Source organism: Pseudomonas sp. EB271-G4-1 (genome assembly GCF_058791355.1).
The window spans coordinates 70,658-92,582 of record NZ_JBYTEO010000022.1 but is presented as its reverse complement, the minus strand read 5'-3'; the positions used below and the strand labels follow the sequence as shown (position 1 = coordinate 92,582).

Sequence of the window (21,925 nt, the reverse complement as noted above, 5' to 3'; positions counted from 1 at the left end):
AATACGAAAGAACGCCCTGACGCGGATCGTTCCCACGCTCTGCGTGGGAACGATCTTGGGCTAGGGGGTAATTCGCCAGATCCCGAACGGCTGATACGCCGGATCGATGCGCATGAACTGGTACTTGCCGTGCCAGGTCCAGCGATGGCCGTTCATCAAGTCTTCGCCCTGGGTGCTGGCATCGTCCGGCAAACCCATCTCCCACAGCGGCAACTCGAAATTCGCCTCCTGCACGTTGTGCGGATCGAGGTTGACCGCCACCAGGATGAAATTGCTGCCATCGGCGCTACGCTTGCCGAAGTAGAGGATGTTGTCGTTCCAGGCGTTGTAGACCTTCAGTCCCAGGTGCGTGTGCAGCGCCGGGTTTTGCCGGCGGATACGATTGAGCTGGGCGATCTCGGCAATGATGTTGCCGGGGGCGTTGAAGTCCCTGGGTCGGATCTCGTACTTCTCGGAGTCGAGGTATTCCTCCTTGCCTGGAATCGCCGCCGACTCACACAATTCAAAGCCGGAGTACATGCCCCACAACCCCGAACCCATGGTTGCCAGGGCGGCGCGAATCAGAAAACCGGGACGGCCGGAATCATGCAGGAACGCCGGGTTGATGTCCGGCGTATTGACGAAGAAATTCGGCCGGTAGCACTCGCGCCATGGCGACTCGTTGAGTTCGGTGAAATAGGTGGCCAGCTCCTGCTTGGTGTTGCGCCAGGTGAAGTAGGTGTAGCTCTGCGAATAACCGACCTTGCCCAGCCGCGCCATCATCGCCGGAGTGGTAAACGCTTCGGCGAGGAAGATCACGTCAGGGTACAGCGCCCGCACATCGGCGATCAGCCATTGCCAGAACGGCAACGGTTTGGTGTGCGGATTGTCCACGCGAAACAACTTCACGCCCTCCAGCACCCAACCCACGACGATATCGCGCAACTCGATCCAGAGGCTGGGAATCGCCTCGACGGCATAAAAGTCGACATTGACGATGTCCTGGTATTTTTTCGGCGGGTTCTCCGCGTACTTGATCGTGCCGTCCGGCCGCCAATTGAACCAGCCCGGATGTTGCTGCAGCCATGGGTGGTCCTGGGAACATTGAATGGCAAAATCGAGGGCAATTTCCAGACCATGTTCAGCCGCGGCTGCCACCAGGCGGCGGAAGTCTTCGCGGGTGCCCAACTGCGAATGAATCGCCTCGTGCCCGCCCTCTTCACTGCCGATGGCATAGGGGCTGCCGGGATCGTCGGGACCGGCGGTCAGGGAGTTGTTCGGGCCTTTGCGATAACTGCGACCGATGGGGTGGATCGGCGGGAAGTACAACACGTCGAAGCCCATGTCCTGGATCATCGCCAGCCGCGAATGCACGTCATTGAAAGTACCGTGGCGCGCGGGATCGTCGGTGATCGAGCGCGGGAACAGTTCATACCAGCTGGCGAACTGCGCCAGCTCACGTTCCACATCGACCGGGTACTCCGGGCTCAGGCTCAGGTAGGCACGATGATTGGCCTGGGCCATCAAATCGGCGCTACGAGGGTGCAGAAACAGTGCAACCTGCTCGGTTTCGAGCAGCCCCGACAGTTCGTGATGCAAGGCTGCCAATTGCTCACTCAATTGACCTTCGGTGCGTTCGGCGGCTTGCTGAACGTGAAGGCGACCTTCTTGCAGTTCCAAGCTGACAGGCACGCCCGCAGTGTGCTTTTTCTCCAGTTCATAGCAAAAGCTGGCGAACTGATCGATCCAGGCCTCGATACAGAAAACATGACGCCCCTGCGCATGCACGCGAAACTGCCCCTGCCAGCCATTATTACCCAGCTCGGTCATGACCTCGCTATGCCAGGCCTCATCGCCATCGGCCTGCCAGCGAATCCGCACGGCCAGTTTGTCGTGACCGTCGGCAAAAACCTTGCTGGTCACCACCACATCCTGGCCTTCCACGGCCTTGACAGCGAACTGCCCGCCATCCAGGGTCGGCATGGTGTTTTCGATTACGATTCGCGGCAATAACAACGCCTGCGACAGTGGAATGTGCGGGTTGTAGCTCAACTCACCAGGTTTTTCAGCCGTCATCGAGCATCTCTCCTTACGCCCCAAGGACGCTCATGTCTGCGATTGTCATCCACATCGGTCAGTCCCTCACCGAATGAACTCACTTAGGTTCCGAGCGACGGGCGTCGGGAAAAGTTCATCGGCAATTGGCTGGAATCAAATCCTTTACACAGTGGTCAACCAACTTAAGCACGACTCACGCCATGTGCCACTGGAGGTATGAACAATGAACAATCCATTCCCGGCAGAAACACCCGATCCGAACATCGACAACCCGGTGATACCACCCAGCGATCCGCAGCCTGTGCCTGAGCAGGACCCTCCGGGGAGCAATCCGCCACCCAGGGAAGAGCCGCCTACGACAATGCCACCGGTGATTGTGACCCCTGAATGAAGACAGTTGATCGGTCCCCCTGCCGCGCTGGGGGACCGATCGAAGGAATAGTCCGAATGACGTTTCCGGCGAACGTGTAGTACCGGTCCTGAATTGGATTTTTTTGCCCAGGCGGCGCTTTACGGGAATTTGCCCAGGGCTTTACATAGCAACTACTTCACCCCCCTTGAGTACGGCCAGCCATGAACACCTTTTTCGACGGCAGCAGATTCACCGAAAGAGCAAGCGCACGGCAAAACACGCTTATTCGTGAACCCATCGTCGACGGCTGGCCTCACTTTGAAAATCTTCAATTACGAGTTTCTCTGCTTCCATATCGAACGCAGTCTTCAAGAGGACACTAGAAGCTCGATACTCAAGGAACTGGAGAATCAGCTAACCCATCGTGACTTCGACTATAGCCAGCATGAACTTCAAGACTGTAGGAGCGAGCATGCTCGCGAAGATCGTGAACGATAATGCTGGTAGCCAGGCACCCCGAGGCGGTCTTGAGTTTTTCGCGAGCGTGCTCGCTCCTACAGTTGGTCTTTGTCTTTATCCAGCATCTTCACGATTATGGGCATCACGCCAAGAATCACCAACGCCAGCAACGTGCTCAACACCGCCGTGGCTTCCTTTCCCAATCCCGCAGACACCCCGATCGCGGCAGTCATCCACAAACCGGCGGCGGTGGTCAGGCCTTTAACGTGGCCTTCGTCGCCTTCCTGGTTTTTCAGGATGGTGCCGGCACCGAGGAAGCCGATCCCGGCGATCACCCCCTGGACGACCCGGCTCATGGCATCCGCCTGGGAGCCGGACATTTGTGGCACCAGTACGAACAACGCCGCGCCCAGCGCCACCAGCATGTGGGTGCGCACCCCCGCGGCCTTGCCCTTGTGCTCGCGCTCGAAACCGAGAATGCCGCCCAGTACCGCGGCCATCAACAGGCGCACGGTGATGCGGGTCAATTGCGAGGCATCGCCGATGTCGGCGAACTCGGCTTGCAGGGTTACCCAGACTTCGTGCCACCAGGCATTCATGGCGAATTCCCTTGTAGAGAGCTTTGCAAATGGGTCATGGAGGATGGACCGCGCCGACCATTAATCAGTTGCACAGAACGATGCTCGATGCCGAAAGCCTAATGTTTCATCCATCGTAAAAAACCAGGATTACGCCATGACCGTACGCATTGAGAACCAGACCTGCTTCTTTATCACCGCAAACGGCGAGGAAATTCGCCTGTGTCCCGATGTGACTATCATCACCGACGGGGAAAAAGCCATGTCGGCGGTCGATCTCGACGGCCAGCGCATCTACATCACCGAAGCAGAAGCGGACGCATTGACCGTAGCAGGTGCGGTGGATGGTCGCCGGCATTTGAAAGCGACCGACAGTGATTCGGTGATTTGACTGCCCTGGATCAATAAAGCCCGAAAACGTCTGGCATAGGTCCCCCGGCCCCGCAGCGCCAGCTGCTTCAACTTGTCGCAGGCGGGGGTAGCGAGCCCATCTGATCCGGTTTTTAAAGCAATACCTGAGTCTGTTATGCAAACAGATCGGCGCTCATAGTGCTCCTGCCTGATGGAGGCTGATGAGCGAAAGACCATGAGCGATAGAATCCCCGTCCGAACCCTGGAAAGCGCCCCCGTAGTCAAGACTTTCGAGCCCTCGCGTCCAAAGATGAAGGCCAAGTCCAGCGACAACCTGATCCACACCCGCAGTTTTACCGGCCTGTTCCGTTCCCTGCGCATCAGCGGCGCGGGTTTTCTGTTCCTGCTGTTCTTCGGCACCGTATGGCTGAACTGGGGTGGCCGCCAGGCGGTGCTCTGGGACCTTTCCGAAAGTAAATTCCACATTTTTGGCGCGACGTTCTGGCCACAGGATTTCATCCTGCTCTCGGCGCTGCTGATCATTGCCGCGTTCGGATTGTTCGCGATCACAGTGTTCGCCGGCCGCGTATGGTGCGGCTATACCTGCCCGCAGAGCTCCTGGACCTGGATTTTCATGTGGTGCGAGAAGATCACCGAAGGCGAACGCAACCAGCGGATCAAACTGCAAGCGGCGCCCTGGGGACTGAACAAACTGCTGCGCCGCTCGGCCAAACACACCCTGTGGCTGGCCATCAGCCTGTTGACCGGCCTGACCTTCGTTGGCTATTTCACGCCGATCCGCCCGCTGGCCGAAGAACTCCTGACCTGGCAAATGGGTGGCGTCAGCCTGTTCTGGGTGCTGTTCTTCACCGGTGCCACCTACATCAATGCAGGCTGGCTGCGTGAAGCGGTGTGCATGCACATGTGCCCGTATGCGCGATTCCAGAGCGTGATGTTCGACAAGGATACCCTGACCATTTCCTACGACGTGGCTCGTGGCGAGCACCGTGGCCCAAGAAAGCGCGAGGTCAAGCCGGCCGAGGTCGGCCTGGGTGACTGCATCGATTGCCAGCTCTGCGTGCAGGTCTGTCCGACCGGCATCGACATTCGCGACGGTTTGCAGATGGAATGCATCGGTTGCGCGGCATGCATCGACGCCTGTGATTCGATCATGGACAAAATGGGCTACGAGCGCGGGCTGATCAGCTATACCTCGGAGCACCAACTGCAAGGCGGCAAGACCCGCCTGTTGCGGCCACGATTGATTGGTTACACCGCCGTGTTGCTGGTGATGATCGGTGCGCTGGTCGTTGCGCTGATGGAACGGCCGATGGTGTCGCTGGACGTGAGCAAGGATCGTGGACTGTTCCGTGAGAACAGCCAGGGGCAGATCGAAAACATCTACAGCCTCAAGGTCATCAACAAGACCCAGCAACGCCAGGACTACCGCCTGACGCTGGTGGATGGCGATGGCTTCCAACTACAGGGCAAGACGGACTTGAGCCTGGCGCCGGGTGAGATTGTTGATGTTCCCGTGTCGGTGGCGATGACCACGGAGCGGCCGGGCAGCAGTTCGCAAAGCATCGCCTTCAAGATCGTCGACAGCGATGAGCCGGGCATCTTCAGCGAGGCCAAGAGCCGGTTTGTTGCACCCATGAACCGTTGATCCCTTAGACTGCAGTGCGCCATTCGCGAGCAGACGCCGCATCGTTCTTGTGGGAGCGAGCCTGCTCGCGAAGAAGTCACCTCGTCTTTTCTGAAAGACACCAATCCGGGCATACGATGAAACGCTACGAAAAATTCGCCGATGACATTGCTGAACTGATCCGCACCGGCGTTCTCGGGCCCGGCCAGCGTGTGCCGTCGGTGCGCTATGCCAGCCAGACCCATGGGGTAAGCCCGTCAACGGTGTTCCAGGCGTATTACTTGCTTGAGCGTCGCGGCCTGATTCGCGCCCGACCGCGCTCTGGATACTTCGTCAACGCCCATGCACCACGGCCATTTTCCGAGCCGGGGATCAGCAGCCAGGTCAATGAATCCACCGAAGTCGATGTCAGCGAACTGGTGTTCTCGGTCCTTGAATCGATCAAGGACCCGAACACCGTAGCCTTCGGCTCGGCATTCCCCAGCCCGACCCTGTTTCCGCTGCAGCGCCTGTCGCGCTCCCTGGCCAGTGCTGCCCGGGACATGGACCCGCGCATGGTGGTCACCGACATGTCGCCGGGCAACCCGCAATTGCGCCGACAAATTGCCCTGCGCTACATGGTGGGCGGCTTGATGCTGCCCATGGAAGAATTGCTGATCACCAACGGTGCGTTGGAAGCGCTGAACCTGTGCCTGCAAGCCGTGACACAACCCGGCGACCTGGTAGCTATCGAGGCCCCGGCGTTCTACGCCTGCCTGCAAGTGCTCGAACGCTTGAAACTCAAGGCCGTGGAAATCCCCGTGCACCCGCGCGACGGCATCGACCTCGGGGTGCTCGCGCAAACCCTGGAACGCCACCCGATCAAGGCCTGCTGGTGCATGACCAGTTTCCAGAACCCCATGGGCGCGACCATGCCCGAAGCGAAAAAGCGCGAACTGGTGGAATTGCTGCGCGTCCATCAAGTGCCGTTGATCGAGGACGATGTCTACGCCGAACTCTATTACGGTCAGCAGGCACCGAAACCGGCAAAGGCCTTTGATACCGAAGGACTGGTGATGCACTGTGGGTCTTTCGCCAAGAGCCTGGCCCCGGGTTACCGCATTGGCTGGGTCGCCGCCGGGCGGTATGCACAGAAGATCGAGCGGTTAAAACTCATGACCTCCCTTTGCGCTTCGATGCCTGCCCAGGCAGCCATTGCCGACTATCTGCAGCACGGGGGTTATGATCGGCATTTGCGCAGGTTGCGATATGCCCTGGAGGAACAGCAAAGCGCCATGCTGTCGGCCATCGCCCGCTATTTCCCGGCGCAGACCCGCGTCAGTCAACCCGCTGGCGGCTACTTCCTCTGGCTGGAATTACCCGAGCAGATGGATTCGCTGAAGTTGTTCCAGATGGCGTTGGCGCAAGGGATCAGCATTGCGCCGGGACCGATTTTTTCGCCAACGCAGCGCTTCAGGAATTGCATCCGGTTGAATTATGGGAGCCCGTGGGATGAGGCTTCGGAGAAGGCGATGGAGACGCTGGGGCGGATTGTAAGATCCTTCTAAAAGCAAAGATCGCAGCCTGCGGCAGCTCCTACAAGGAAATGCAATCCTATGTAGGAGCTGCCGCAGGCTGCGATCTTTTGATCTTGATGTTTACCGGCCGCCGCCAAGGTCGACAAAGGTCCCGGTTGCATAGGACGCTTTATCCGACAACAACCACACAATCGCCTCCGCCACTTCATCCGGGCGCCCGCCACGGGCCATTGGAATCGCCGACTCCAGCTTGCTGACCCGATCCGGATCGCCGCTCAGGGCGTGAAAATCGGTGTAGATATAGCCCGGACGCACGGCGTTGACCCGAATCCCCTCACCGGCCACTTCCTTGGACAGGCCAATGGTGAAGGTGTCGAGCGCACCCTTGGAGGCTGCGTAGTCGACGTATTCGTTGGGGGCGCCCAAACGCGCGGCGACCGAGGATACGTTGACAATGCTGCCGCCCTGCCCGCCGTGCTTGGGCGACATGCGCAAGATGGCGTGCTTGGCGCAGAGGACTGGCGCCAACACATTGGTCTTGAGAATCTTGAGGATGCGGAATTCGGACATTTCGTCGACCCGGGATTTTTGCCCCACGGTGCCGGCGTTATTCACCAGCGCGGTGACTCGACCCAGCTCGCTGTCCACCCGGTTGAACAAAGCGACGACTTCGTCTTCGATGCTGACGTCGGCGCGCACGGCGATGGCTTGGGCACCCAAGGCACGGACCTGGTCCAGCACCGTTTGCGCCGCCTGCTCATCGGACTGGTAGTTGATGCAGATCCGATAACCTTGCCTGGCGGCCAACAGCGCAGTGGCGGCACCGATGCCGCGACTTCCACCGGTGATGACGATGACTTTGTCCATGCCCACTTTCCCCCTTCAAACCTATGCAGTCGGGGGGAAGAATAACCGCCATTTGCGGATTTTGCATGGCACCGTCATCGGTCCCGCCAGATCAGGCCAGTTCCAATTGCTCGCTGCGGTGGATTTCCTTCATGAAGCGCTCGGCCGGCAGCGGGTGCCCCAGCAAATAACCCTGCAGCGAATCACAACCGAGTTGGGTCAGGAAGTCCTGCTGCGAGCCTGTTTCGACGCCTTCGGCGACAATCCGCAAGCCCAGTGCCTGACCGAGGGCGACAATGGCTGAAACGATGGCGGCGTCGTCGCTGTCACGCTCCAGGTCGCGGACGAAACCGCGGTCGATTTTCAGCTCGTTGGCCGGCAGGCGCTTGAGGTACATCAGGCTCGAATAGCCGGTACCGAAATCGTCGATGGACAAATCAACGCCCATATCCGACAGCTCCTGCAGCACCGTCATGCTGGCATCGGCGTCACTCATGGCCGTGGTTTCAGTGATCTCCAAGGTCAGGCTGTTGGCTGGCAAATGGTGGGTGGCCAGCGCCTTGGCGACGCTCTGCACCAGGCCCGCGTGGCAGAACTGCAACGCCGAGAGGTTAACCGCGATGCGCCAGTGGGTGTAGCCGAGCACATACCATTCGCGCATCTGGCGACAGGCTTCGTTGAGGACCCATTCGCCGATGGGAATGATCAGCCCGGTCTTCTCCGCCAGCTCGATGAATTTGTCCGGCAGCAGCATGCCCTGGGTCGGATGCTCCCAGCGCAGTAACGCTTCAGCGCCCACCGGACGGCCGTTGTGAGCGTCGAATTTGGGCTGGTAGTGCAGGCTGAACTCGTTCTGGTCCACGGCATTGCGCAGGTCTTGCAGCAATTGCAGCTGCTTGCGCGCGTTGCTGTTCATCGAGACATCGAAAAAACTGTAGCCGTTCTTTCCAGTCCCCTTGGCGTGATACATCGCCGCATCGGCGTTCATCAGCAATTCATGAGCCGTCTGGCCATTGCCCGGATACAGGGCGATGCCGACACTGGCGGATATCTGCAGATCATGCTCGGCCACCCGGAATGCCCGGGCGATCAAGCTCACTTGCCGGGCCGCGAGGCTCACCGCGTCATCCGGTACGCTCAATTGAACGAGCAGCACGAACTCATCGCCGCCGATGCGTGCCAGGGTGTCCTGGCCACGCAGGTCTTCGCGCAGGCGCAAGCTGACTTCACGCAGCAACTGGTCGCCCATATGGTGACCGAAGGCGTCATTGACCGGCTTGAAGCCATCGAGATCGATGAACATCAGCGCCAGGCAACCACCCTCGTTGTCGACCCTGGAGATCCCCTGATCGATACGGTCGGCCAGCAACATCCGATTCGGCAGACCGGTCAGGGTGTCGTGCAAGGCCAGTTGGGTCAGTTCGCGGTTGGCTTCGGTCAGCGACTGGGCAAGACTGGCGGTTCGGGCTTCCAGGCGCGCATCGAGGATCGAAGTCAGCAAGGCGATGCTCAATACCGCCAGGGTGGTGATCAGCACCAGGTTGTCGAGGCCGTTGCCGCTCAGGCCATTGGCGGCTGCGCCGCAAAAGCTGCCGGCGGGAAACTGCGCGGCGGCCATGCCGGTGTAGTGCATGCCGACAATGGCAATGCCCATCAGCACCGCCGCGCCACCGCGGATCAGGCGCACATAAGGCGCGTGCTGGCGCAGGCGGAACGCAATCCATAGTGCTGCGCCGGAGGCGACTACGGCTATGAGCAAGGATGCGCCGAACAGCGTCGGGTCGTAGTCGATTCCCGGCTGCATGCGCATCGCCGCCATGCCGGTGTAGTGCATGGCACTGATCCCGGCGCCCATGACCAGCGCACCGAACGCCAGCTGCCAGGCCGGTAACTGCGCCTGGCTGACCAGCCACAGGGCGAAGCCGCAGGACAGGATGCCGATCAACAGCGACAGCAAGGTAATAGAGAGGTCGTACCCCAGGTCGATGGGTAGCTTGAAGGCGAGCATGCCGATGAAATGCATCGACCATACGCCGATGCCCATGGCGAACGCACCGCCGGCCGTCCAGCAATGCACCGCCCGGCCCTTGGCCGTGGCAATGCGCCCGGTCAGGTCGAGTGCAGTGTATGACGCGAGAATTGCCACACAGAGCGAAATGATAACCAGCGTTGGGGAAAAGCTACCGATGAGCATGGAGATGACTCGCAATCACCTCCGTACTGCTTCCGTTCTCGGAGGTGTAAATCCGAGGGATTGTACTGATTCCAAATGAGAACGCACTCACAAAATGAGCAAAAGGCCAGCAAGGCGATGAAACGCTTGTTTTAAGGTTTTACATTAACTCCATCGGCACATGTTAATCCCTGTAGGAGCTGCCGCAGGCTGCGATCTTTTGATCTTGTTTTTAAAAAGCAACGTCAAAAGATCGCAGCCTGCGGCAGCTCCTACAGTGAGGGGTGGCGTCAGGGGTTATCAGTCACCTGAAGCTGGCCGTCCCAGCCGCCACCCAGGGCCGCAATCAACTGCACACTGGCTATCAGGCGGCTCTGCAACAGGTCCAGGTTACTGCGTTCATTGCTCAAAGCCGCGGCCTGGACCACCACTACATCCAGATAAGCGATCACCCCCGCCTTGTACTGGTTCTCGGTCAGTCGCAACGACTCACGGGCTGCGTCCAACGCCTGTTGTCGCACCACGGCTTCGTCCTTCAGCACCTTGAGCTGGACCAGATAGTTTTCCACCTCCCGGAAACCGTCGAGTACAGTCTGGCGATATTTGGCCACGGTTTCGTCATAGGCTGCTTCGCTACGGTCCACTTCCGCCGAACGCTGCCCACCGTCGAACAGGGTCATTGCCAGTTGCGGGCCGACCGACCAGAAACGGTTCGGCAGGCTGAACAGGTCTTTCGACGTGCTGCTGCTGTAGCCACCGTTCAAACTCAGGGTCAGGTCCGGGTAATAGGCGGCCTTGGCCACGCCGATGTTGGCGTTGGCGGCGATGACCGAGCGTTCAGCCGAAGCAATGTCAGGCCGGCGTTCCAGCAGTTGCGAAGGCAGGCTCAGCGGCACCTCGGGCAAGGCTGGGATCGTTTGTGTTTCCGCCAGGCTGAATTCGGCCGGTGGTAAGCCGATCAGCACCGCGATGGCGTTTTCCAACTGCGCGCGTTGCCAGATCAGATCGACCATGTCTGCCTCGGTGCCCTTGAGTTGCGTCTGGGCCTGGGCCACCGCGTCCTTGCCGGATACCCCGGCACGGTACTGGTTTTCGGTCATTTTCAGCGAACGCTGGTAGGCCGCGACAGTCGCTTCAAGCAAGCGTTTCTGCTCGTCGATCACCCGCAACTGCAGGTAGTTCTGCACCAGCTCCGACTGCTGGCTCAGGCGCATCGCCGCCAGGTCGGCAAAACTCGCTTGGGCATTGGCGGTGTCGGCTTCAAGACCACGGCGCAACTTGCCCCAGACATCGGCCTCCCAACTGACCCCGGCCTGGGCGGTGTAGGTGTCTCGAATACCGCTGGACGAACTGGTCAGGCTTGAACTGCTACTGCCGGTACCCTGGCTGGAGCGGTTTTTCCCCAGTGTCAGGTCCACCGTCGGAAAAAACGCGCCACGGGCGCTACGTACCAAGGCCTGGGCCTGGCGGTACTGGGCTTCGGACTGGGCAACGGTCTGGTTGGCGCTGTTGAGCTTCTCGATCAAGCCATTGAGTTGCCGGTCGCCGTACAGCTCCCACCACGCACCGCGAGCCAGGGAGTCGCTCGGATTGGCCTGGCGCCAGCCGGCCGCTTCCTTGTACTGCGCAGGTTCTGCGGTTTGCGGGCGCTGGTAATCCGGGCCGATGGCGCAGGCACTGAGCATCGCGACGCACAGCGACAGGCTCAGCAACCGCGACCCTCGAGCGCTGATCAGCGGTGCAGCCAGGTTGAATAGCGAACGGTCAGTCATAGCGGAGTTTCCAAAGCAGCATCGGTACGCACCCCACGCCAGTGGTTGAAGCGATGGCGCAGTTTGTCGAGATAGAGATAGACCACCGGGGTGGTGTAAAGGGTCAGCACCTGGCTGAAGATCAGTCCGCCGATGATGGTCAGGCCTAGCGGTTGGCGCATTTCCGCACCTTCCGCGCGGCTCAGCAACAGCGGCAAGGCGCCGAGGATCGCGGCAAGGGTAGTCATCAAAATCGGCCGCAAACGTTGCAGGCACGCGTTGCGAATCGACTCCAGCGGCGCCATGCCCTGATGCCGCTCAAGCTGCAACGCCAGGTCGATCATCAGGATGGCGTTCTTCTTCACCACGCCGATCAACAGGAACAGGCCGAGCAACGAGATCAGGCTGAACTCACCGCCCAGGGCGTAGATCGACAGCAACGCGCCGACACCCGCTGAAGGCAAGGTGGACAGAATGGTCAGCGGATGAATGTAGCTCTCATATAGCACGCCCAGCACCAGGTACACCGCCACCAGCGCGCCAAGGATCATCCACGGCTGGCTTTTCTGGGTCGCGGCGAAGGCATCGGCGGTGCCGGCCATTTTCGCGATGACGTCTTCCGGCAGGCCCACCAAAGCAATCGCTCGCTCGATGGCGGCACTGCCCTGCTCCACGGTCACGCCTTCGGCCATGTCGAAGGCGATGCTTTCCGAGGCGAACTGGCCTTCATGGCTAACCCGATCGTCTGCCAGGCTGTTCTCGTAATGGGCGATGGTCGACAGCGGAATCCGCTCGCCGTCCGCGGTGATCACCTGCACCTGTTTGAGCGTGATCGGGTCCTGGGCGTACTTGGGATTGACCTCCATCACCACCTGATACTGGTTGAGGCTGTCGTAGATGGTCGAAATCTGCCGCTGGGCATAGGCGTTGTTGAGCACCGCCGTTACCATCGCCATGTCCACGCCCAGGCGCTTGGCCTGGTCGCGATCGACGATCAACTTCACCTGCTGGGCGCCCCGGCCTTCGCGGGCATCGATCGCAGTCAGTTCCGGTAGCGCCTTGAGCGCCGTCAGCACTTTTGGATACCACTCGCGCAGCGCCCCCAGGTCACCGCTTTGCAGGATGTAGGAATATTGCGACGAGGTCTGTTCGCGGCCACCGCCAAACTGCAGGTCCTGGTCGGCCATCAGCATCAGTTGCGCACCGGCGACCTTGGGCATTTCCTTGCGCAGGCGTTCAATGACCTTCTGCGCGGAAAGGTTGCGTTCCTTGATGGGTTTGAGGCGCACCAGCATGAACGCGTTGTTGGTGCCGTTGCTGCCACCAATGAAACCGGCGACGCTTTCAACGGCTTCGTCCTTGAGCACGGCGCGGCGGAAGGTCTCCATTTTCGGTTGCATCACACTGAACGACAAACCGTCATCGCCACGCACGAAACCGATCAGTTGGCCAGTGTCTTGCTGAGGAAGAAATATTTTAGGAACAACAACATACAGCGCAATATTAACGCCAATTGTCACGAATAAACTGAACAAGGTCAGGCGACGGTGGCGCAACACCCAGTCAAGGCTGGTGGCGTATTTGCCGACCATCCATTCGTTGGCCTGCTGACTCCAGCGTTGCAGGCGGTTTTCCTGGCCTGGCGTGTGCGGCTTGAGCCAACGGGCGCAGAGCATCGGCGTCAAGGTCAGCGAGACCACCAGCGACACCACGATAGCCGCCGCCAGGGTGATGGAGAACTCGCGGAACAGGCTCTCGATGATCCCGCCCATGAACAGGATCGACAGGAACACCGCCACCAGCGACACGTTCATCGATAGCAGGGTAAAGCCGACTTCCTGGGCGCCGAGGTACGCCGCCTTCATCGGTCGTACACCCGCGTCGATGTGCCGAGAGATGTTCTCCAGCACCACGATGGCATCGTCCACCACCAGCCCGGTGGCCAGGATCAACGCCATCAGCGACAGGTTGTTCAGCGAGAAGCCATAGAGGTACATCACGGCAAAGGTGCCGACCAGCGATACCGGCACCGCCAGGGTCGGGATCAGCGAGGCGCGAAAGTTACCAAGAAACAGGAACACCACCAGGATCACCAGTGCCACGGCGATCAGCAGGGTCATCTCCGCCTCGTGCAGCGTGGCCTTGATCACCGGCGAGCGGTCCATCGCCAGGTTCAGCTTGACGCTGGCCGGCAGCACGGCCTGCAACGCCGGCAACTGGGCCTTGATCTCGTTGACCGTCTCGATGATGTTGGCACCGGCCTGGCGGTTGATCACCAGCAGTACCGCCGAATCGTTATTGAAGAAGCCGCTGTTGTAGCGATCCTCGACGCCGTCGCTGACCTTGGCCACATCCTTCAGGCGCAGGGCTGCGCCGTCCGCGTAGTGGATGATCAGCGACTCGTAGTCCTTGGCTTTTTCCAGCTGATCGTTGGCCTGTACCTGCCACAAGCGTTGATCGTCTTCGACCGAACCCTTGGGCCGGCGCACGTTGGCATTGGCGATGGTGTTGCGCACATCGTCCAGGGCCACGCCGTACTGGTTGAGCGCCTGGGGCTCAAGTTCGATGCGCACCGCCGGCAGGGAGCTGCCGCCGATCTGCACTTCGCCAACGCCCTGCACCTGCGACAGGCTCTGGGACAGGATCGTCGAGGCCAGGTCATAGAGCTGGCCTTTTTCCAGCACGTCGGAGGTCAGCGACAGCACCATGATCGGTGCCTGGGACGGGTTGACCTTCTTGTAGGTCGGCATGCTGCGCATCCCGCTGGGCAGCAGGTTGCGCGAGGCGTTGATCGCCGCCTGCACTTCCCGCGCCGCGCCGTTGATGTCGCGGTCGAGGTCAAATTGCAGGATGACCCGGGTCGAACCCTGGCTGGAGCGGCTGCTCATGGTATTGACCCCGGCAATGGCGCCGAAGGATCGTTCCAGCGGGGTCGCCACCGTCGAGGCCATGACCTCGGGGCTGGCGCCCGGCAGGCTGGCCTGCACCACGATCACCGGGAAGTCCATTTGCGGCAGCGGTGAGACCGGCAACAGGCCGAAACTTACACCGCCCAGGAGCATAATGGCCAAGCTCAGCAGCATGGTTGCGACCGGGCGCTTGATGAAAGGTCCCGAGAGGTTCATTGGCCCACCTCTGTGGGAGCGAGCCTGCTCGCGAAGAGGCCTGCACGTTCAACATCGATGCTCACCGACCCACCGCTTTCGCGAGCAGGCTCGCTCCCACAGGTTGTGCATGCCGTCATACCGCCGTCTCCTGAACGTCGGTTTTGCCAAAACGTCGACCGAGGCGGTCGAAGTACAGGTAGATTACTGGCGTGGTGAACAGGGTCAGCACCTGGCTCAACAGCAAGCCGCCGACCATCACCAGGCCCAGCGGCTGGCGCAGTTCCGCGCCAGAGCCAGTGGCCAGCATCAACGGCACCGCGCCGAACAAGGCCGCCAGGGTGGTCATCAGGATCGGCCGGAAACGCAGGAGGGCCGCCTGGTAGATCGCCGTTTGCGGGTCCATGCCCTGATTGCGTTCAGCGTCTAGGGCGAAGTCGATCATCATGATCGCGTTTTTCTTCACGATACCGATCAGCAGGATAATGCCGATGATCGCGATCATCCCCAGGTCATTGCCACTGAGGATCAGCGCCAACAACGCGCCGACGGCCGCCGAGGGCAAGGTCGACAGAATGGTGATCGGGTGGATATAGCTCTCGTAGAGCACGCCCAGCACGATGTACATGGTCACCACCGCCGCCAGGATCAGCAGCAAGGTGCTCGACAGCGACGCCTGGAACGCTTCAGCCGCGCCCTGGAACTGGGTCTGCACGCCGATCGGCATGCCGATGTCCTGCTGCACCTGTTCGATGATCTCTACCGCATGCCCCAGCGCCACGCCGGGGGCCAGGTTGAACGACATCATCACCGCCGGGAACTGGCCGATGTGAGTAATCGCCAGTTGCGCCTGGCGCTCTTCGACGTGCGCCAGGCTGGACAGGCGCACCTGCCCGCCATCGCCGGTCTTGACGTGGATCTGGTCCAGCGCCTGTGGGCCGATCTTCTCGCCGGACTGCGATTGCAACACCACGCGATACTGGCTGGCCTGGGTGTAGATGGTGGAAATCTGCCGCTGGCCGAAGGCGTCGTACAGCGCGTCGGTGATGTCCGACACCGATACCCCAACCCGCGACGCGGCGTCGCGATCAATCACCAGGTAGACCTGCAAGCCCTTGTCCTGCAAGTCGCTGGCGACATCGGTCAGTTCCGGCCGCTGGGCCAACGCTTCGACCAGGCGCCCGCTCCATAGGGTGAGAAGTTCGGAATCCGGCGACGACATGCTGAACTGGTACTGCGTTCGGCTGACCCGATCCTCGATGGTCAGGTCCTGCACCGGTTGCATGAACAGGCGAATACCGACCAGTTTGTCCAGTTCCGGTTGCAAGCGAGCGATCACTTGCATCGCGCTCAGGTCTCGGTCGCTGTGGGACTTGAGGTTGATCAGCAGACGGCCGCTGTTGAGCGTCGAGTTGTCACCGTCGACGCCGATGTAGGACGAAAGGCTCTCCACCGCCGGGTCAGCCAGGATCACCTTGGCCAGTTCCTGCTGACGTTCGCTCATCGCCGCGAAGGAAATCGACTGCGGTGCCTCGGAAATGCCCTGGATCACCCCGGTGTCCTGCACCGGAAAGAACCCCTTGGGCACCACCATGTACAGGAACACGGTCAACGCCAGGGTGGCGACGGCCACCAGCAACGTCAGCGGCTGATGCTTGAGAACCCACGTTAACTTTCGCCCGTAAGCTGCGATCATCCAATCAATTGCCGCGCCACTGGCTCGATAGAAACGGCCCTGCTCCGCTTCCTTGGGTTCACGCTTGAGGAGCCGCGCGCACATCATCGGCGTCAGGGTCAGGGACACCACCAGGGAAATCAGGATAGCCACCGCCAGGGTGATGGCGAATTCGCGGAACAGCCGCCCCACCACGTCGGCCATGAACAACAACGGGATCAGCACGGCTATCAGCGACAGGGTCAGGGAGATCAGGGTGAAACCGATCTGCTTGGCGCCCTTGAGCGCCGCGTTCATCGGGCTGTCGCCCTCTTCGATGAACCGGGAAATGTTTTCCAGCATCACAATCGCATCGTCCACCACAAAACCGGTGGCGATGGTCAGGGCCATCAGGGTCAGGTTATTGACCGAGAAGCCGGCGAGGTACATCACGCCGAAGGTGCCGATCAACGACAGCGGCACGGCCACCGACGGAATGATCGTGGCACTGGCCCGACGCAGGAACAGGAAGGTCACCATCACCACCAGGGCGATGGCGATCAGCAGTTCGTGCTGTACGTCCGTGACCGAAGCGCGAATGGTCTGGGTGCGGTCGGTGAGCACCGTGACGTCAAGGCCAGCCGGCAGGTTGTCGGTAATGCTCGGCAGCAAGGCCTTGATTCGGTCAACTACCTCGATGACGTTGGCCCCGGGCTGACGCTGGATGTTCAGCAATACGGCCTGGTTTTCGTTGGCCCAGGCTGCAAGACGTTCGTTCTCGGCACCGTCGACGATCTCCGCCACGTCCTTGAGCCGCAGCGGCGCGCCGTTGGCGTAGGCCAGGATCAGGTTGGCGTAGTCTTTGGGCGAGGTCAGTTGATCGTTTGCATCGAGCATCGAGACCCGGGTCGGGCCGTCGAAGTTGCCCTTGGGCTGGTTGACGTTGGATGCGCCGATCAGGGTGCGCACGTCCGCCAGGTTCAGGCCGTTGGCCGCCAGGGCCTCGGGATTGACCTTGATCCGCACGGCCTGGCGCTGGCCGCCCGCAATGCTGACCATGCCGACGCCGCTGATCTGGGCGATTTTCTGCGCCATGCGGGTGTCGACCAGATCATTAAGCTTGGGCAACAGCATGGTCTTGGAGGTGATGGCCAGGGTCAGTACGGGGGTGTCGGCCGGGTTGACCTTGTTGTACACCGGCGGTGCCGGTAGATCCTTGGGCAGCAAATTGGTCGCGGCATTGATGGCCGCCTGCACCTGCTGTTCAGCGACGTCCATGTTGATGTCGAGGCTGAAACGCAGGGTCAGCACCGAGGCGCCACCGGAGCTGGTGGACGCCATCTGGGTCAGGCCGGGCATCTGCCCGAATTGTCGCTCAAGCGGCGCGGTCACGGCGCTGGTCATGACATCCGGGCTCGCGCCGGGATACAGGGTCATGACGCGGATGGTCGGGTAATCGACCTGAGGCAAGGCCGACACCGGCAACAAGCGATAGGCAATTACGCCAGCCAGGATAATGGCCAGCATGCTCAGGGTGGTCGCTACCGGGCGAAGGATGAACAGCCGCGAGAGATTCATGCGCCGCCCTTTTTCGCCTTGTCCGCAACAGCCGGCTCAGGCGCGTTGGCTGCCGATTTACCCTGCAGGTGGCCCGCGGGACTGGTCGGGACTTGCTGCGGCTCATTGACCACTTCCACGTCGCTGCCGTCCTTGAGGCGGTCGGTGCCTTCCAGCACCACACGATCACCGGCCGCAAGGCCTTCGGTGACCACGGTGTTTTCGCCGTCGCTGGCGCCGATCTTCAGTTGGCGGATCTTGACCTTCTTGTCGCCGTCCAGGGCATAGACGAACGTGCCGTTGGTGCCGAACTGGATCGCCGCCGATGGCGCAAGCACCACGCCTTTGAGGGTGTCCGCCAGCAGGCGCACATTGACGAACTGGTTGGGGAACAACGATTGGTCGCGGTTCTCGTATCGTGCCTTGAATTTCAGGGTACCGGTGGTGACGTCAATCTGGTTGTCCAGGCTCTGCAGTACGCCGGTGGCTTGCAGCTTGGTATCACCGCGATCCCAGGCTTCGGCCGGCAGTTTGGCGCCGCTGCGATAGCGTGCCAGCACCACATCGAGACTGTTTTCCGGCAAGGTGAAGACCACGCTGATCGGTTGGGTCTGGGTGATGATGGCCAGCGCCGTGGTGTCGTTGGCCGCTACCAGGTTGCCAACATCGAGCTGGCGCAGGCCGACGCGTCCGGTGATGGGTGCGCGGATCTTGGTGAATTCGAGGTTGAGCTTGGCGTCGTTGACCGCCGCCTGATTGGTCTTGACCGTGCCCTGGAACTGACCGACCAGCGCTACGGCGGTGTCCAGGGTCTGCTTGGCGATGCTGTCCTCGCGGTACAGGCCGGTATAACGCTCGACATCCACCTGGGCATTCTTCAACTGCGCCTGGTTCTGCAGCAAGGTACCTTCAGCCTGGAGCAAGGCGTTCTGGTAGGGGCGCGGGTCGATTTCTGCCAGCAAATCGCCAGCCTTGACCATCTGCCCTTCCTCGAAATAGATCTTCATCAGCTCACCGCCGACACGGCTGCGCACGTTGATGGTGTTCAGCGCCGTCACCGTACCCAGCGCCTTGTAATACAGCGGGAAATCCCCTGTGACCGCTGGAGCAACGCGCACCGGAACCGGCCCTGCCGCGCCACCGAATCCTGGTCGCATACCGCCTGACCTGCCAGTGTGGCCGGCCACGGCTTTTGGCTGCGCACCCTCTTTCGGCGCAGCGCTGCCTGGCCAGAACTTCCAGCACAGGGCAGCGATGACCAACAGGACAAGCAGGCCAAACAGCCAGCGACGGGGACTACGGGAAGCAGAGGATTGCATTGAGTGATCAACCATTGGGCGCGTGGGCTTTATTACATGAGGCTGAACGATAAGCACTGGTGGGTGATAAGCAAAGCGCCTTTACCGGCAATTTACCTTCGGCTTACGTAACAGGAGATATATCCAAGACACTGAAACACAAATGAAAACGGCCTGGACAGGGCCAGGCCGTTAACAATTGTAAAACCGTACTTATTTCAAGACAGCGAGTGCAGCCTCGTAGTTCGGCTCATCAGCGATTTCCTTGACCAGTTCGCTGTGCAGCACGTTGTCGTTCTCGTCCAGAACCACCACGGCACGGGCGGTCAGGCCCTTGAGCGGACCGTCGGCGATGGCAACGCCGTAGTTCTCGATGAACTCGGCACCGCGCAGGGTCGACAGGTTCTGCACGTTTTCCAGGCCTTCGGCGCCGCAGAAACGGGCCTGGGCGAACGGCAGGTCAGCGGAGATGCACAGCACAACGGTGTTGTCGACGCTGCTCGCCTTGGCGTTGAACTGGCGCACGGAAGTGGCGCAGGTCGGGGTATCGATGCTTGGGAAGATGTTCAGCACTTTGCGCTTGCCGGCAAAGTCTTTCAGGGTGACGTCGGACAGATTGCCGGCAACCAGGGAAAAGGCTGGCGCCTTGGAACCGGCTTGAGGCAGTTGGCCGTTGACTTGAACCGGGTTGCCTTTAAGAGTGACTTGAGCCATGAACGGAGTCCTTCTGAACGTTGGTGTAGAGAATCTTGAAGAGGCAGAAGTTAACCACGAAATGCTCCGGCGACCTATGGGGTGGATACAAATTGTCATGTGTCGGTGCACAAACCCGGCGCACGCCGCACTTCCCCGTAGGAGCTGCCGCAGGCTGCGATCTTTTGATCTTGATCTTCGATGCACCTTTCAAAAGCAACATCAAAAGATCGCAGCCTGCGGCAGCTCCTACAGGGTTCGGTGGGGTATCCAGGAATATGTTGACCCATCGCTGTCGATTCAGCCGGTGATCCTTCGACTATAAGTGAACAATTCCACATCCAGCGGAGACTACACCATGCGTTTCATGATCATCATCAAGGCGAGCAAAGACTCCGAAGCCGGCATCATGCCCAGCACCGAACTGCTGACGGCCATGGGCAACTACAATGAAGAACTGGCCAAGGCCGGCATCCTCCTCGCCGGCGAAGGCCTGCAACCGAGCAGCAAAGGTGCCCGTGTACGTTTCGAAGGCGACAAACGCACGGTGATCGACGGCCCCTTCGCCGAAACCAAGGAACTGATCGCCGGCTACTGGCTGTGGCAAGTGAAATCCAAAGAAGAAGCCATCGAATGGGTCAAGCGCTGCCCCAACCCGATGCCAGGCACCGAAGCCGAAATCGAGATACGCCAGGTGTTCGAGCTGGAGGATTTCGGCGAGGAATTAACGCCCGAGTTGCGCGAGCAGGAAGAGCGGGCATTTGGGCTGGGGAAGAAGTGCTGAGATTTCACTATCGATCCTCATGATGACAGCTGGGTAGCGGAGTCTGGATAACCTTGATCCTCCTTCGCCACCTCTACCGACTTCCTACAAAAAAACCACAAGCCCGCCATTGGCTCATACCGATGACGGGCTTGGTGTTTTCCAACCCATTGATTGGCATTAACTTTTCAGTACAAGAAACCAAAGAATTAATCCCTTGGACTGGCTAACCCCCATTTTGCTGCTAGGTTCAAGAGACGTGTCCTACAGACCTGATAGCAAAGAGACTACGTCGTAACGGCCACCAAGTGCCGGGTTGTCCAAATGAGCCACCATGGAATTGGGGAATCATGACAAACAAAATGGGGATCCACGCCTGTCTTTTGGTGGCTTCGCTTGCGCCTGTTGTGTGCGCCCAGGCGGACAATGCCGAGACCGCCAACAAAAGCAACAACCCGCTGAACTTCGCGCCAGGCATGAGCGCTCAGGACTACTACACGCCCAGGTACTACGACTCCAATATTCATACCAATGACCTGCTGATACGCGGCACGCTGCCGATTGCGCCCAACGATTACATCGGCGTGCCGCAATTGATCCGCGCCACGGCACCAATCAGTACCCACCCGGACCCGAACAGTGGCTACAGCACCGGCGAAGGTGACCTGAACCTGTTCGATATTTTCCTGGTGAAGACTGAAGGCGTGCAGTTGGGCATCGGCCCTATGATAACCGCCCCCACTGCCGATCAGGACGAGCTCGGCACGGGCAAATGGCAAGGCGGCCTCGCTGCAATCGCCATCGACTCTTCGCCACGGGGGCTGCTGGGCGCGCTGGTGCAATACCAGAGTTCGTTCGCCGGTGACAACGACCGGCCCCACGTCGAAAGCGCAACGATGCAACCCTTCATCATCCATAACCTGGAAAAGGGCTGGTACCTGCGCTCCACCGGCATCTGGACGTTCGACCTGAAGAACGACACCCACTACATCCCACTCGGCTTGGGTGGTGGCAAAGTGTGGAAAGACGGGTCCAATATCCTCAACGCCTTCATCGAACCGCAATGGACCGTCGAGAAGAAAGGCGATGGCATGCCGCAATTCACGCTGTTTGTCGGCCTCAACGCCACCTTCGGCAAATAAGGAAC

At 60.2% G+C, this 21,925-nt stretch carries 15 protein-coding genes; 6 read left to right on the top strand and 9 right to left on the bottom strand.

Annotated elements, in window-relative coordinates:
* Positions 1-60: 60 nt before the first annotated feature.
* The gene (locus tag AC3WWR_RS13295; RefSeq protein ID WP_454865820.1) at positions 61-2,055 is read right to left on the bottom strand and encodes an alpha-1,4-glucan--maltose-1-phosphate maltosyltransferase; all 1,995 of its coding nucleotides are present in this window, start codon (positions 2,053-2,055) and stop codon (positions 61-63) included.
* A gap of 205 nt (positions 2,056-2,260) precedes the next feature.
* Between AC3WWR_RS13295 and AC3WWR_RS13290 the strand changes: the two genes are divergently transcribed.
* Entirely contained in the window at positions 2,261-2,428 is a 168-nt protein-coding gene (locus AC3WWR_RS13290) for a hypothetical protein (protein ID WP_020800108.1), read from the top strand.
* A 515-nt stretch (positions 2,429-2,943) separates the two neighbouring features.
* Here the strand turns inward: AC3WWR_RS13290 and AC3WWR_RS13285 are convergent.
* Complete coding sequence (locus AC3WWR_RS13285) at positions 2,944-3,447, bottom strand: MgtC/SapB family protein (protein WP_168758047.1); 504 nt, start codon at positions 3,445-3,447, stop codon at positions 2,944-2,946.
* Positions 3,448-3,583: 136 nt separating this feature from the next.
* On the opposite strand from AC3WWR_RS13285, the gene AC3WWR_RS13280 reads away from it, so the two are divergent.
* From AC3WWR_RS13280 to mapR, 3 genes are all read left to right on the top strand, one after another.
* Positions 3,584-3,817 carry a DUF3203 family protein gene (locus AC3WWR_RS13280; RefSeq protein WP_020800105.1) on the top strand — a complete coding sequence of 78 codons (234 nt, stop codon included), beginning with the start codon at positions 3,584-3,586 and terminating at the stop codon, positions 3,815-3,817.
* Positions 3,818-4,012: 195 nt separating this feature from the next.
* Positions 4,013-5,443: a cytochrome c oxidase accessory protein CcoG gene (gene ccoG, locus AC3WWR_RS13275; RefSeq protein ID WP_033042692.1), complete on the top strand. Its 1,431-nt coding sequence runs from the start codon at positions 4,013-4,015 to the stop codon at positions 5,441-5,443.
* A 116-nt stretch (positions 5,444-5,559) separates the two neighbouring features.
* Entirely contained in the window at positions 5,560-6,969 is a 1,410-nt protein-coding gene (mapR, locus tag AC3WWR_RS13270; RefSeq protein WP_020800103.1) for a GntR family transcriptional regulator MpaR, read from the top strand.
* Between the two features lie 90 nt (positions 6,970-7,059).
* Here the strand turns inward: mapR and AC3WWR_RS13265 are convergent, their stop codons facing one another.
* The 7 genes from AC3WWR_RS13265 to tpx all read right to left on the bottom strand — a co-directional run bounded on the left by AC3WWR_RS13265 (position 7,060) and on the right by tpx (position 20,036).
* On the bottom strand, positions 7,060-7,806 hold the full coding sequence (locus AC3WWR_RS13265; protein ID WP_020800101.1) for an SDR family oxidoreductase: 747 nt from the start codon (positions 7,804-7,806) through the stop codon (positions 7,060-7,062).
* Positions 7,807-7,897: 91 nt separating this feature from the next.
* Positions 7,898-9,979 carry a putative bifunctional diguanylate cyclase/phosphodiesterase gene (locus AC3WWR_RS13260; protein ID WP_432669546.1) on the bottom strand — a complete coding sequence of 694 codons (2,082 nt, stop codon included), beginning with the start codon at positions 9,977-9,979 and terminating at the stop codon, positions 7,898-7,900.
* A gap of 269 nt (positions 9,980-10,248) precedes the next feature.
* Positions 10,249-11,730 (bottom strand): efflux transporter outer membrane subunit, encoded by a 1,482-nt coding sequence (locus tag AC3WWR_RS13255; protein WP_020800099.1) that lies wholly within the window; start codon positions 11,728-11,730, stop codon positions 10,249-10,251.
* Positions 11,727-14,834 (bottom strand): efflux RND transporter permease subunit, encoded by a 3,108-nt coding sequence (locus tag AC3WWR_RS13250; RefSeq protein ID WP_492598782.1) that lies wholly within the window; start codon positions 14,832-14,834, stop codon positions 11,727-11,729. The genes AC3WWR_RS13255 and AC3WWR_RS13250 overlap by 4 nt, the downstream gene beginning before the upstream one ends.
* Positions 14,835-14,949: 115 nt before the next feature.
* Positions 14,950-18,045, bottom strand: a complete 3,096-nt coding sequence (locus AC3WWR_RS13245) for an MdtB/MuxB family multidrug efflux RND transporter permease subunit (protein ID WP_033039776.1) — start codon at positions 18,043-18,045, stop codon at positions 14,950-14,952.
* Positions 18,042-19,358: an MdtA/MuxA family multidrug efflux RND transporter periplasmic adaptor subunit gene (locus AC3WWR_RS13240; protein WP_033039774.1), complete on the bottom strand. Its 1,317-nt coding sequence runs from the start codon at positions 19,356-19,358 to the stop codon at positions 18,042-18,044. Before AC3WWR_RS13240 ends, AC3WWR_RS13245 begins: the two co-directional genes overlap by 4 nt.
* A gap of 177 nt (positions 19,359-19,535) precedes the next feature.
* On the bottom strand, positions 19,536-20,036 hold the full coding sequence (gene tpx / locus AC3WWR_RS13235) for a thiol peroxidase (RefSeq protein ID WP_020800095.1): 501 nt from the start codon (positions 20,034-20,036) through the stop codon (positions 19,536-19,538).
* Positions 20,037-20,373: 337 nt separating this feature from the next.
* On the opposite strand from tpx, the gene AC3WWR_RS13230 reads away from it, so the two are divergent.
* Complete coding sequence (locus AC3WWR_RS13230; protein ID WP_020800094.1) at positions 20,374-20,799, top strand: YciI family protein; 426 nt, start codon at positions 20,374-20,376, stop codon at positions 20,797-20,799.
* Positions 20,800-21,128: 329 nt separating this feature from the next.
* Positions 21,129-21,920 carry a hypothetical protein gene (locus AC3WWR_RS13225; protein WP_020800093.1) on the top strand — a complete coding sequence of 264 codons (792 nt, stop codon included), beginning with the start codon at positions 21,129-21,131 and terminating at the stop codon, positions 21,918-21,920.
* The last annotated feature ends 5 nt before the right edge of the window (positions 21,921-21,925 follow it).